Raw genomic sequence first — 12,872 nt, 5'->3', positions numbered from 1 at the left:
AGACGGCTCAGCTTTCCAGCCAGACGTCCCGCGCCCAGTGCCACACCGATTCCCAGGTTTCTTCGGCGATCAGCTCTTCTTCGGCCAACCACAGCACCACGGTGCCGTCTTCTTCGACCAGGTAGTAGTTGTCACCGTCCTGGCAGATCGGAATCATGCTGCGATCAACACCCGCATCCCAGGCGTTGGCGGCAACGTCCGGCAGGTAGGTGTGGGATTGCGGGTCGGTAACGGTTACCGGCTCCAGGCTGCCGTAGACGACGTCGCTGACGGTCAGCAAAAATTCTCTGAAGACAAATGGAATGTCGATGAACAGCTGTTCTTCGATTTCCACCAGTTGATCTTCGTCGGGTAACTCCAAGGGGACTGGTACCGGTTCGTTGGCTTCACGCAGTTGTTCGATGATTTCTTCCACGTCCGGGATCCTCTTGCTTGATGGCGCGGTTTAGTTGGGGCGGTTTATACAGTAGCTCGCTATAGATGCAACCGCGAAATAGAAAACCCCGGCCGAGGCCGGGGTTTTTATTACAACATGCTTAACGCAGAGGGGATCAGCCGTTCTGGCGGATACCGGCGACCAGCCAAGGCTGGTTTTCGCCCTGCGGACGTTCCATGTTCCAGCTTTCGCTGAACACTTCGCCCTGGTCGAAACGCGAGGTCTTCGACACACCGGTGAAGGTCAGGGTGGCGATGGTCTTGTCGGCGCGATCATCCACGCCGTCCAGTTGAACATTGAGGTTATCAATGTAGGTGGACTGGAAACCGTCGCCCAGATCGGCACGTTCGCGCTTGAGGAACTCCAGCAGTTGCGGAGTCACGAACTCGGCGATCTTGTCCATTTCGTTGGCGTCCCAGTGCTGCTGCAGGGACTGGAAGTGGTTGCGAGCCGCTTCAATGAAGTTCTGCTCATTGAACCAGGCCGGAGCATTGATTACCGGACGAGCGGCAACCGGTGCTGCCGAACCGCCGAAGATCGACCCCATGGCCGTTGGCTTCTGCTCGAACACTTCACGCTGCATTGGTGCGCCAGCTGGAGCCATGTGCTCTTGCTGCTTGCGGCGACGAGCGGCGATGAAGCGGAAGATCAGGAAGGCGATGACGGCCATGATCAGGATGTCGAAGATCTGCATGCCCTGGAAGCCGCCGCCCATGAACATGGAGGCCAGCAGGCCACCGGCAGCGATACCGGCCAGAGGGCCGAGCCAGCGCGAAGCACCGCCGGCCTTGGCGGCAGCGCCAGCGGCACCGGCCGCGCCGGCAGTAGCAGCAGCGCCACCTGCGGCAGAAGAAGGAGCCATTTGGCTGGTCTGGTGAGTCGGCGCAGCGCCGGAGCTCTTGCCGCCACCAAAGCGCTTGGCGGCATTGGCGTCGAGGCTCATCGTCAGGCCAATGCACAACGCCATGGCGATGCTAAGAAAACGTTTCATAAAGGGAATTCCCATTTGTGGAAGGCACGCGCGCCATGTTGCACAGCTGAAGTGGTACTGGCTAGCGGCAGAGTGTTTCGGGCTTTTGCCTGACAGGTTGTGTTCAGCTTCAGTCAGCGCAATAAGGCCTGTTAACTTTGGTCTGTAGGATTTGTTAATTAGTTCTGTAGGAATAGCTAGCAGTTGGCGCTACGCAGATCAAATTGTGGGAGCGAGCTTGCTCCGGGCGGCGTTCCGACGATGAACGATGACGCGGTATTTCTGATACTCCACGGTGCCGCCATCGCGAGCAAGCTCGCTCCCACATTGAATTACTGGCGGACTTTAGATCGCTTCCAGCTTCGCGTATCCCAGCATCAGCCACTTGCTGCCTTCACCGAAATTCACCTGGACCCGGGCCTGTGCACCGGCACCTTCGAAGTTCAGGATCACGCCATCGCCGAACACCGAATGCCGTACCGCTTGGCCGAGGCTGAACCCGGTATCCGGGATCTCGCTGCCGCCAAACAGGCTGCTGGAGCTCTGCTGCTGGCCACCGCCGAACGGACGGCTGACGCTGTTGGACAGCCGCACTTCCTGGATCAGGCCTTTCGGCACTTCACGTACGAAACGCGACACCTTGTTGTAGGTCTCGCTGCCGTACAGGCGTCGGGTTTCAGCATAGGTCATCACCAGGTTCTGCATCGCCCGGGTGATACCGACGTAGGCCAGACGGCGCTCCTCTTCAAGACGACCCGGTTCTTCAAGGCTCATCTTGTGCGGGAACAGGCCTTCTTCCATGCCCACCAGGAACACGTAAGGGAATTCCAGACCCTTGGCGCTGTGCAAAGTCATCAACTGAATGCTGTCTTCGTGCTCGTCGGCCTGAGTATCTCCGGCCTCCAGTGACGCGTGACCGAGGAACGCCGCCAGTGGCGACAGGTCTTCGTCTTCGTCAGCGTTTTCGAAGTTGCGCGCGGCGCTGACCAGTTCCTCAAGGTTTTCTACCCGAGCCTGGCCTTTCTCGCCTTTTTCCGCTTCGTGATAAGCGATCAGCCCGGACTGCTCGATGACGGTCTGGGTCATCAGATGCAGGGGCATTTCCATGCACTTGGCGGCGAGGTTCTCGATCAGCTCAATAAATGCGCCCAGCGCGCCAGCTGCACGACCGGTCAGGCCTTTATTTGCCACCAGCAAGCGCATGGCTTCCCACATCGACACATCACTGTGACGGGCATGGTCGCGAATCGCTTCAACGGTTTTCTCACCGATACCACGGGCCGGAATGTTGATCACCCGCTCCAACGCTGCATCGTTGCCACGGCCTTCCAGCAAGCGCAGGTAGGCCATGGCGTTTTTGATTTCTGCCCGCTCGAAGAAGCGCTGACCGCCATAGATGCGGTACGGAATGCGCTCACGCAGTAAGGCTTCTTCCAAAACGCGTGATTGGGCGTTGGATCGGTACAAAATCGCGATATCACTGCGAGCCAAGCCGGTTTTCAGCGCGCTTTCGATGGTTTCCACCACGTAGCGTGCTTCATCGTGTTCGTTGAACGCGGCGTACAGGTTGATTGCTTCGCCTTCGCCGCCGTCGGTCCACAGCTCTTTGCCCATGCGCCCGGTGTTATTGGCAATCAGGGCGTTGGCCGCTTTGAGGATGCCGGCGGTGGAGCGGTAGTTCTGCTCCAGACGAATGGTCTCGGCATCCGGAAAATCGTCGGAATACTGATAAATGTTTTCGATTTTCGCGCCGCGCCAGCCGTAGATCGACTGATCGTCGTCGCCGACCACCATCAGGCTGTCGCCGCCCTTGGCCAGCAGACGCAACCAGGCGTACTGCACGGCGTTGGTGTCCTGGAATTCGTCTACCAGGATGTGGCGGAAGCGTTTCTGATAATGAGCCAGCAAGCCCGGGTGATCGCGCCACAGATCGAGGGCACGCAGCAGTAATTCGGAGAAGTCGATCACGCCAGCGCGCAGGCAGGCAGCCTCGTAGGCTTCATAAATGCTGCGCATGGTCGCCAGGAACAGATCGCCGCTGGCTTGAATGTGTTGCGGACGCAGACCTTCGTCTTTCTGTCCGTTGATGAACCACTGGGCCTGACGGGCCGGCCAGCGTTGTTCGTCCAGGCCCAGCTCGCGGATCACCCGCTTGACCAGTCGTTGCTGGTCGTCGCTGTCGAGAATCTGGAACGTCTGGCTCAGGCCGGCTTCCTGCCAGTGCGCCCGCAACAAGCGGTGCGCCAGGCCGTGGAAGGTGCCGACCCACATGCCGGCCGGGTTGATACCCATCAGCTGCTCGATGCGATGACGCATCTCGGCAGCGGCCTTATTGGTGAAGGTCACCGACAGGATGGAGTGGGGCGAGGCGTTTTCGACCTGGATCAACCAGGCGATACGGTGCACCAGCACTCGGGTTTTACCGGAACCAGCACCGGCCAGGACCAACTGACGACCCACGGAGGCAGCTACAGCCTGGCGTTGGGCATCGTTGAGGGAGTTCAGCAGAAGGGAGAGATCATCGCGCATCGGGGCATTCTAGGGGGCGGCGTCACACCGGGCAAACCCCGCATTGTATTAGCCGATGAAAGATAGGTGCAGGACGACCGGTCAGTCACTGGCTGCAAGCGTTGGCGGGGCTCGCTTGGTTGCTTTTACACGGGGCCAGGCAGTCGATACTTTGGTCTATTTATGACCTGGGGCAGTTTGGTCCGGGCATTTGCTTGTGTATGCTCCGTCGACGTTTCGGGCGCATGCTCACCATTATAAGAACAAGAACATTGCCTATGACCCTCAGCACCGACCTGTCGGGCCCCGTTGTGGAGCCCCGGGTTATCCGCAAACAGTACGCCATGGAAATGGCGGTCGAACGCACGCGTCTGCTTTATCAGGGTTCATTACTGCCCACGTTATTCATGTTGATCAATGGTCTGGTCTGCGCTGGCTTGCTTTGGAGTCCGCAGCGTTACTTTCTGGTCAGCGTCTGGCTGGTGTGGCTGTTGTCGCTGGTGGCGTTGCGGGTGATTCAAGTCGCGGCCTTCGATTCGGCGATACCCAACCGTCAGGCCCATCCGATCTGGCGCCGCATGTTTTTGCTGGGTTCAGCCATGACCGGCCTGACCCTGGCCGGCGCCGGCATTGCGCTAGTCCCCGCCGACAACTTCATGCAACAAGCCTGGGTGTTCGGCCTGATCGGCGCTGCAGCGCTTTCGGCCAGTGTTGCCTACGCGGTCAGCCTGCCGGCGTTCCTGTCCTTTACCTTGCCCTGTCTGTTGCCGGCCATCGGCTATCTGTTCTGGGGCGGCGATGAGCAAGATCAGGGATGGGGCTGGTTCGGCCTCATATTGCTGGGCGCGTTGAGTGTGGTCGCTTGGCAGGTCAATCGGCTCATCGATAGCGGACTGTTGCGGCGCTTCCAGAATCAGGCGCTGATCGAACACTTGCAGCAGGCCCAAAGCTGCAGCGACCAGCTCAATCAAAAGCTGGGCAAGGAAATCGACCAGCGCCGTCGTGCCGAAGACGAGCTACGTCAAATTCAGATCGAGCTGGAAAGCCGTGTTGCCCAGCGCAGCCTGGAGCTGGACGCCGCCAATCAGGCCCTGAGCAAGAGTGAAGCGCGCCTGGCGCTGGCGTTGAAGGCCAGTGAGCTCGGGTTGTGGGACTGGAACCTGCAAACCGACGAAGTCCATCACACCCAGCTTCAGGAGCTGTTCGGCCTGGAGCCGGAATTCGTGACGGCGATGCTTCGCCACCTCAAGCCGCGCCTGCACCCCGATGACTTGCCGTCGCTCAAGCGCGCGCTGGTCGAGCATTTGAAGGGCCGCAGCGAGGACTACCAGATTGAGTACCGCGTGCGCCACGGCGATGGCCATTGGGTCTGGATCGAGGACCGAGGTCGAGCGGTTGAGCGCGGCGAAAATGGCCGGGTGATCCGCATGGTCGGCACCCGTCGCGACATCAGCGTCAGCAAAGCTCTGGAAGAGCAACGGCAACTGGCCGCGACGGTGTTCGAAGCCGCCAGCGAAGGCATCGTGATTTTCGATCCGAATTACGCGTTGATCGCGGTCAATCAGGCCTTCAGCCGAGTCACCGGCTATGACATTGAAGACATGATCGGACGCAACGTGGTCGAGTTGGCATGCAGCCGCGATGCGCGCCGGCACTACGCGGCGATTCATCAGGCGCTGGAGCAGCACGGCAGTTGGCAGGGCGAGCTGGTAGAAACCCGCAAGAATGGCGAGTTGTATCCCCAATGGTTGCAACTGAACGCTGTGCGCGATGCTCGGGGAAATGTGAGCCATATTGTAGGCTTCTTCGCCGATTTATCGGCTCGGCGCGAATCTGAAGAGCGCATGCGTTACCTGACGCATTACGACGAATTAACGGGTCTGGCTAACCGTTCACTATTCCGAGAACGGCTAAGCGAGGCTCATCAGCGGGTGCGCCAGGGCGGCTACCGCAGTCTGGCGTTGCTGCACATCAATCTGGATCGTTTCAAACTGCTCAATGACAGCCTGGGCCATGAAATCGCCGACCAGCTCTTGCAGAAGATGGCCCGGCGGCTGGTCAATGCGTTGCCTGAAGCAGACACCATCGCTCGCTTATCCGGTGATGAGTTTGCCGTGTTGTTCAATGCCTACGGCAACCTGTCGAGCCTGGCGCGGGTGGCGACCCGACTCTCGACCAAGCTGCGCTTGCCGATCACTGTCGAGGGCCATGAACTGGTGGTTAGCGCGTCCATGGGCATCAGTATGTTGCCGGACAACGCGCGAGAAATTTCCGCGCTGGTCCATCAGTCAAATATGGCCATGCAGCACGCCAAGCACCTGGGCGGAAATAACTTCCAGTTCTATACCGACAGTCTGCAAGCCAGCACGCTGGAGCGCTTGCAGCTGGAAAATCAGCTGCGAAAAGCCATCGAAGAGAAGCAGCTGAAGGTGTTTTACCAACCGAAGCTGTGCCTCGCCACGGGGCGGTTGAATGCCGCCGAGGCGCTGGTGCGCTGGGATCACCCGACCATGGGCCGTGTGCCGCCGGGGGACTTCATCGGCCTGGCCGAGGAAACCGGGTTGATCGGCCCGATCGGCGAGTTCGTGCTGCGTCAGGCCTGTTGGCAAGCCTGTGAGTGGCAGCGTCAGGGGCTTGCGCCGATTCGGGTGTCGGTCAATCTGTCGGTGCATCAATTGCGTCAGGGCAAACTGGTCAGTCTGGTGCGTCAGGTGCTGGAGGAAAGCGGTCTGGCGCCGCACTACCTCGAGCTGGAACTCACCGAAAGTCAGCTGCTGGACAGCGTCGAGCACATCATCGCGACCTTCCAGCAATTGCGTGATTTGGGGGTTAAGTTGGCGATTGATGACTTCGGCACCGGGTATTCGTCCCTGAGCTACCTGAAGCGCATCCCTGTGGATTACGTGAAGATCGATCAGGCATTTATCCGCGGTCTGGGGGAGGGTAGCGAGGATGCGGCGATCACCCGGGCAATCATTGCCATGGCGCACGGCTTGTCGCTCAAAGTGGTGGCCGAGGGCGTGGAGCGGGCAGAGCAGTTGGAGTTTTTGAAAGCCGAGCACTGCGATGAAGTGCAGGGCTATTTGATTAGCCGCCCTGTCGAGGCCGATGGTCTGGCGGCGCTGTTGCGTGCGGACGCGAAACCCTTGTAGGGGCTACATGGAGCGCATGTGGCGTGAAATGGGGACATCGAGTTACGCATTGAGCAGGCAAAAAGCCGATTCATGTAGTATAACTACAAGCTTGCTACATCCCCGGCACCTGCCAATAACAAAGAGTCCAGCCCTTTGAATCTGCTGCAACACATCGCCCAGTCACGCCACCTCTTACGCAAGTCGGAGCTCAAGGTCGCCGACCACGTGCTGCTTGATCCTGCGGCGGTGATGCACAGCTCCATGGCCGACCTGGCCCACAACGTGGGCATCAGCGAACCGACCATCGTGCGGTTCTGTCGCGCCATCGGTTGCTCCGGTTTCCAGGACTTGAAGCTGAAGCTGGCACAGAGCCTGGCTGCCGGCGCGAGCTTCGGACAATTCGCGATTCATGAAGACGACTCGGTCGCTGACTACAGCCTGAAAATCTTCGACACCACGCTGCACACGCTGATGGAGGTTCGCGAGAAGCTCGATCCGGTGGAGTTGCAGCGGGCTGTGTCGCTTATGTCCCAGGCCCAGCGGGTCGAGTTCTATGGCTTTGGTGCTTCGGGCGCAGTGGCGGCCGATGCCCAGCACAAGTTCTTCCGTTTGTTACTGACGGCGGCGGCGTATTCCGACCCGCACATGCAGGCGATGTCGGCGGTCACGTTGAAACCGACCGACGTGGCGATCTGTATTTCCCAGTCCGGGCGTTCCAAAGATTTGTTGATCACTGCCAACCTGGTGCGCGAGAGCGGCGCTTCGCTGATTACCTTGTGCCCGAGCCAGACACCGTTGGCCGAACTGTCGACTGTCAACCTGGCGATCGATGTGCACGAAGACACTGAGATCTATACGCCCCTGACCTCGCGTATCGCTCACCTGGTGGTGATCGACGTGTTGGCCATGGGCGTGGCCATGGCGCGCGGGCCGAGCCTGGTCAATCACCTCAAGAGCGTCAAGCGCAGCCTGCGCAGCTTGCGGCTGTCGCCCAAATCAGTGAAAGCCCTCGACGACTGACGTCGTCGTAAGGTCGTTCCGACCTTAATCGCGAGCAGGCTCGCTCCCACATTGAATCGCGATCGCTGAACAAAGCGGTCAAGTGTGGGAGCGAGCCTGCTCGCGATGGCGTCCTGGAAAGCGCCGAAAATTCACATCCCTGTAACCCTCCCGCCGCCAAACCGTCATTCTCAGCGTTCATCGTGTAACTCCCGTAATCGCCTTGGGAGACTCGAAATGGCCCAGCCCTACGAAGAACGCAACAGCGCCGCCAGAACCCGTCGTCAGCAAGAAGACCAGCGCCGCATGGAGTTTCGCCGCGCTATCGAAGATCGCTGCGAACGTCGCCAGCTGCTGGCCGAGATTGGTGATTTTCCTGAGCTGGAGCTCAACTACTGGCAGGCGGCACCGGCAACTTCCCGTCGAAACGCTCAACCAGCGCGCTGATCTGCACCCGCTCGCTGCGAATAAACGCAAGGAAAGCGTGCGCCACCGGTGACAGCCGTTTCGCCTTGGCTTGCACCAGGCACCAGCTGCGGTACAACGGCAGCTCTTCGACTGGCAGCTCGATCAATCCGCCGGTCGCCAACTCAAGGTTCAGGGCGTGACGCGTCAACAGCGCCACGCCCAGACCCGCCAGCACACATTCACGCTGTGCTTCGGCTGACGAGACTTCCTGGGTCTGGTTGAAGTGCACGCGCTTCTCTTTGAAATATTCTTCGCAAGCCAGTCGCGTCCCGGAGCCGGATTCGCGCATCAGCAGTGTGTAGGGTTCAAGATCCTGCAAACGCAGCGGGCCCACGTGGCACAGCGGATGACCCGGTGGCGCCACGGCAACGATCGGGTTGTTGAGGAATGGCAAGAACTCCAGCCCCATGTCCTGCGGCACCATGGACATGATCACCAGGTCGTCGCGGTTGTCCGACAGTCGTCGAATGACCTGCCCGCGGTTGACCACCGTCAGTTGCAGGTTCACTTCCGGATGCTGGCGCTTGAACGCGGCAAACAGATGCGGCACGAAATACTTGGCGCTGGATTCCACCGCCAGTTTCAGCTGACCTTGCAGCGATCCCTGCATGTCCGAAAGCTGCATGTCGAGGTTTTCCAGTCGCCCGAAAATGTCCCGGCTGGCGCGTTGAAGGGCTTCGGCTGCCTCGGTCATGTAGAGCTTTTTGCCGACGTAATCGAACAAAGGCTGACCAATCAGCTCTTCAAGTTGACGAATCTGTAGGCTCACGGCAGGTTGTGTGAGAGACATTTCATCGGCTGCACGGCTGTAGGACCGCAAATCACAGACTTCATTGAAGATCTGCAATTGACGCAATGTCATACGCATCAATGACTTACGCATTATCTAAGGACTCTGGTCGCAGGCTGACGAGTCAACTATAAGTCTTTACTTATGCCTGACCCAATTATTATTCATTTTTGTTAATCCCTTGTGGGGGCTAGTGTGGGGCTGCGACTGAATTGAAACATTTGGTCACGCGCCGACCTGGTCTAGCAGGTCGTGGGTACCACCGGCTCAAGGGAACCTCCAAGTGATAAAAAAGATCCTGATCGCCAACCGTGGTGAGATTGCCGTACGAATCGTACGTGCCTGCGCCGAGATGGGCATTCGCTCGGTCGCGATCTATTCCGACGCCGACCGCCATGCGTTGCATGTGAAGCGTGCGGACGAGGCCCACAGCATCGGTGCCGAGCCACTGGCCGGCTACCTGAATGCGCGCAAGCTGGTGAATCTGGCGGTAGAAACCGGTTGCGATGCGCTGCACCCCGGCTACGGTTTCCTCTCGGAAAACGCTGAACTGGCAGATATCTGCGCAGAGCGCGGCATCAAGTTCATCGGTCCATCGGCTGAAGTGATTCGCCGCATGGGCGACAAGACTGAAGCCCGTCGCAGCATGATCAAGGCTGGCGTACCCGTCACCCCGGGGACCGAAGGCAACGTCGCGGATATCGCGGAAGCGTTGATCGAAGGCGACCGCATCGGTTATCCGGTGATGCTCAAGGCGACTTCCGGTGGCGGTGGTCGTGGTATCCGTCGCTGCGACAGCCGGGAAGAACTTGAACAAGCATTCCCTCGGGTCATTTCCGAAGCCACCAAGGCTTTCGGTTCCGCAGAAGTGTTTCTGGAAAAATGCATCGTCAATCCGAAACACATCGAAGCGCAGATCCTCGGCGACAGCTTTGGCAACGTGGTGCACCTGTTCGAGCGTGACTGCTCGATCCAGCGCCGCAACCAGAAGCTCATCGAGATCGCCCCGAGCCCGCAACTGACCCCTGAACAGCGCGCCTACATCGGCGACCTGTCGGTGCGCGCAGCCAAGGCCGTGGGTTACGAGAACGCCGGCACCGTGGAGTTCCTGCTCGCCGAGGGCGAGGTGTACTTCATGGAGATGAACACCCGGGTGCAGGTGGAACACACCATCACCGAAGAAATCACCGGCATCGACATCGTTCGTGAGCAGATTCGCATCGCGTCCGGCCTGCCGCTTTCGGTGAAACAGGAAGACATCCAGCACCGCGGTTTCGCGCTGCAGTTCCGGATCAACGCCGAAGACCCGAAAAACAACTTCCTGCCGAGCTTCGGCAAGATCACCCGTTACTACGCACCTGGCGGTCCCGGCGTGCGCACCGACACGGCGATCTACACCGGTTACACCATTCCGCCGTTCTACGACTCCATGTGCCTGAAGCTGGTGGTGTGGGCGCTGACCTGGGAAGAGGCGATGGACCGTGGCTTGCGCGCCCTCGACGACATGCGTCTGCAAGGGGTCAAGACCACCGCCGCGTACTACCAGGAAATCCTGCGTAACCCGGAATTCCGTAGCGGCCAGTTCAACACCAGCTTCGTTGAAAGCCACCCTGAACTGACCAACTACTCGATCAAGCGCAAACCCGAAGAGCTGGCCCTGGCCATCGCCGCCGCCATCGCCGCCCACGCAGGCCTGTGAGGAATAGAACAATGAGCAAACAAATCTACGTTACCGACACAATCCTGCGCGACGCCCACCAATCGCTGCTCGCGACCCGCATGCGCACCGAAGACATGCTGCCGATCTGCGACAAGCTCGACAAAGTCGGCTACTGGTCGCTGGAAGTCTGGGGCGGCGCGACCTTCGACGCCTGCGTACGCTTCCTCAAAGAAGACCCGTGGGAGCGTCTGCGCCAACTGCGCGCGGCGTTGCCTAACACTCGCCTGCAAATGCTTCTGCGTGGCCAGAACCTGCTGGGCTACCGCCACTACAGCGACGATGTGGTCAAAGCCTTCGTCGCCAAGGCCGCAGTCAACGGCATCGATGTGTTTCGCGTCTTCGACGCCATGAACGACGTGCGTAACCTGCGCGTCGCCATCGAAGCGGTGAAAGCCGCTGGCAAACACGCCCAAGGCACCATCGCCTACACCACCAGCCCGGTGCACACTATCGAGGCGTTCGTGGCGCAAGCCAAGCAAATGGAAGCCATGGGTTGCGACTCGGTGGCGATCAAGGACATGGCCGGCCTGCTGACTCCGTACGCTACCGGCGAACTGGTCAAGGCATTGAAATCCGAGCAATCGCTGCCAGTGTTCATTCACTCGCACGACACCGCAGGCCTGGCCGCGATGTGCCAACTCAAGGCCATCGAAAACGGTGCCGACCACATCGATACCGCGATCTCCAGCTTCGCCTGGGGCACCAGCCACCCGGGCACCGAGTCGATGGTTGCCGCCCTTAAAGGCAGCGAGTTCGACACCGGCCTGAACCTGGAGCTGCTGCAAGAGATCGGTCTGTACTTCTACGCCGTGCGCAAAAAGTACCACCAGTTCGAAAGCGAGTTCACCGCCGTCGACACCCGTGTTCAAGTCAACCAGGTACCGGGCGGGATGATTTCCAACCTGGCCAACCAGTTGAAAGAGCAGGGCGCCCTGAATCGCATGAGCGAAGTGCTGGCCGAAATCCCGCGCGTTCGTGAAGACCTCGGCTTCCCGCCGCTGGTGACCCCGACCTCGCAGATCGTCGGCACCCAGGCGTTCTTCAACGTGCTGGCCGGTGAGCGCTACAAGACCATCACCAACGAAGTGAAGCTTTACCTGCAAGGCGGCTATGGCAAGGCGCCGGGCACCGTGAACGAAAAACTGCGTCGCCAGGCCATCGGCAGCGAAGAAGTGATCGACGTGCGTCCGGCTGACCTGCTCAAGCCGGAAATGACCAAGCTGCGTGCCGAAATCGGCACCGTGGCCAAGTCTGAAGAAGACGTTCTGACCTACGCCATGTTCCCGGACATCGGTCGCAAGTTCCTCGAAGAACGCGCCGCCGGCACCCTGACTCCAGAAGTGCTGCTGCCGATTCCTGAAGCAGGCGGTGTGACCTCGGCCGGTGGCGAAGGCGTGCCGACCGAGTTCGTCATCGACGTCCACGGCGAAACCTACCGCGTCGATATCACCGGTGTCGGCGTCAAGGCTGAAGGCAAGCGCCACTTCTACCTGTCCATCGACGGCATGCCGGAAGAAGTGGTGTTCGAGCCGCTCAACGAATTCGTCAGCGGTGGCAGCAGCAAGCGCAAACAAGCCACTGCACCGGGCCACGTCAGCACCACTATGCCGGGCAACATCGTCGACGTGCTGGTCAAGGAAGGCGACACCGTGAAAGCCGGCCAGGCCGTGCTGATCACCGAAGCGATGAAGATGGAAACCGAAGTCCAGGCGGCCATCGCCGGCAAAGTCACCGCCATCCACGTGGCCAAGGGCGACCGGGTGAACCCGGGCGAAATCCTGATCGAGATCGAAGGCTGAGTTAACAGCCTCGATACACCGCTTTAAACCTCGGGGGGGCACGTGCTC

Annotated in this window: 9 protein-coding genes; 5 read left to right on the top strand and 4 right to left on the bottom strand. The window is 59.7% G+C overall.

The window, feature by feature from the left end; all coding sequences use genetic code 11:
- Window positions 1–7: 7 nt before the first annotated feature.
- From ACA056_RS28725 to uvrD, 3 genes are all read right to left on the bottom strand, one after another.
- Window positions 8–415: an SMI1/KNR4 family protein gene (locus ACA056_RS28725; RefSeq protein WP_008156656.1), complete on the bottom strand. Its 408-nt coding sequence runs from the start codon at window positions 413–415 to the stop codon at window positions 8–10.
- Between the two features lie 136 nt (window positions 416–551).
- Entirely contained in the window at window positions 552–1,427 is an 876-nt protein-coding gene (locus tag ACA056_RS28720) for a Tim44 domain-containing protein (RefSeq protein WP_497269498.1), read from the bottom strand.
- A gap of 324 nt (window positions 1,428–1,751) precedes the next feature.
- Complete coding sequence (uvrD, locus tag ACA056_RS28715; protein ID WP_497269496.1) at window positions 1,752–3,935, bottom strand: DNA helicase II; 2,184 nt, start codon at window positions 3,933–3,935, stop codon at window positions 1,752–1,754.
- Window positions 3,936–4,192: 257 nt separating this feature from the next.
- Here uvrD and ACA056_RS28710 point away from each other — a divergent pair, with 257 nt between their 5' ends.
- From ACA056_RS28710 to ACA056_RS28700, 3 genes are all read left to right on the top strand, one after another.
- A complete protein-coding gene (locus ACA056_RS28710; protein ID WP_497269494.1) occupies window positions 4,193–7,066 on the top strand; it encodes an EAL domain-containing protein in 2,874 nt (957 codons plus the stop codon).
- Window positions 7,067–7,201: 135 nt separating this feature from the next.
- Window positions 7,202–8,068: a transcriptional regulator HexR gene (gene hexR / locus ACA056_RS28705; RefSeq protein ID WP_008156648.1), complete on the top strand. Its 867-nt coding sequence runs from the start codon at window positions 7,202–7,204 to the stop codon at window positions 8,066–8,068.
- 216 nt (window positions 8,069–8,284) lie between these two features.
- Complete coding sequence (locus tag ACA056_RS28700; RefSeq protein WP_046044971.1) at window positions 8,285–8,494, top strand: PA3496 family putative envelope integrity protein; 210 nt, start codon at window positions 8,285–8,287, stop codon at window positions 8,492–8,494.
- Here the strand turns inward: ACA056_RS28700 and ACA056_RS28695 are convergent.
- On the bottom strand, window positions 8,436–9,398 hold the full coding sequence (locus ACA056_RS28695) for a LysR family transcriptional regulator (RefSeq protein WP_497269491.1): 963 nt from the start codon (window positions 9,396–9,398) through the stop codon (window positions 8,436–8,438). The genes ACA056_RS28700 and ACA056_RS28695 overlap by 59 nt on opposite strands.
- A 190-nt stretch (window positions 9,399–9,588) precedes the next feature.
- On the opposite strand from ACA056_RS28695, the gene ACA056_RS28690 reads away from it, so the two are divergent.
- Window positions 9,589–11,004, top strand: coding sequence for an acetyl-CoA carboxylase biotin carboxylase subunit (locus tag ACA056_RS28690; RefSeq protein WP_008156643.1), 1,416 nt, complete (start codon window positions 9,589–9,591; stop codon window positions 11,002–11,004).
- 11 nt (window positions 11,005–11,015) lie between these two features.
- Complete coding sequence (gene oadA, locus ACA056_RS28685; protein WP_497269489.1) at window positions 11,016–12,824, top strand: sodium-extruding oxaloacetate decarboxylase subunit alpha; 1,809 nt, start codon at window positions 11,016–11,018, stop codon at window positions 12,822–12,824.
- Window positions 12,825–12,872: the final 48 nt, after the last annotated feature.

The organism is Pseudomonas sp. LBUM1666 (genome assembly GCF_059695775.1).
Note: the sequence above shows the minus strand (reverse complement) of the source record. Positions and strands in the feature narration are given on the sequence as shown.

Excerpts from the sequence above, each read along its gene's own strand:
- uvrD (WP_497269496.1), bottom strand. The coding sequence starts at position 3,935 with ATGCGCGATGATCTCTCCCTTCTGCTGAACTCCCTCAACGATGCCCAA.
- oadA (WP_497269489.1), top strand. The coding sequence starts at position 11,016 with ATGAGCAAACAAATCTACGTTACCGACACAATCCTGCGCGACGCCCAC.
- ACA056_RS28710 (WP_497269494.1), top strand. The coding sequence starts at position 4,193 with ATGACCCTCAGCACCGACCTGTCGGGCCCCGTTGTGGAGCCCCGGGTT.
- ACA056_RS28695 (WP_497269491.1), bottom strand. The coding sequence starts at position 9,398 with ATGCGTAAGTCATTGATGCGTATGACATTGCGTCAATTGCAGATCTTC.
- ACA056_RS28720 (WP_497269498.1), bottom strand. The coding sequence starts at position 1,427 with ATGAAACGTTTTCTTAGCATCGCCATGGCGTTGTGCATTGGCCTGACG.
- ACA056_RS28700 (WP_046044971.1), top strand. The coding sequence starts at position 8,285 with ATGGCCCAGCCCTACGAAGAACGCAACAGCGCCGCCAGAACCCGTCGT.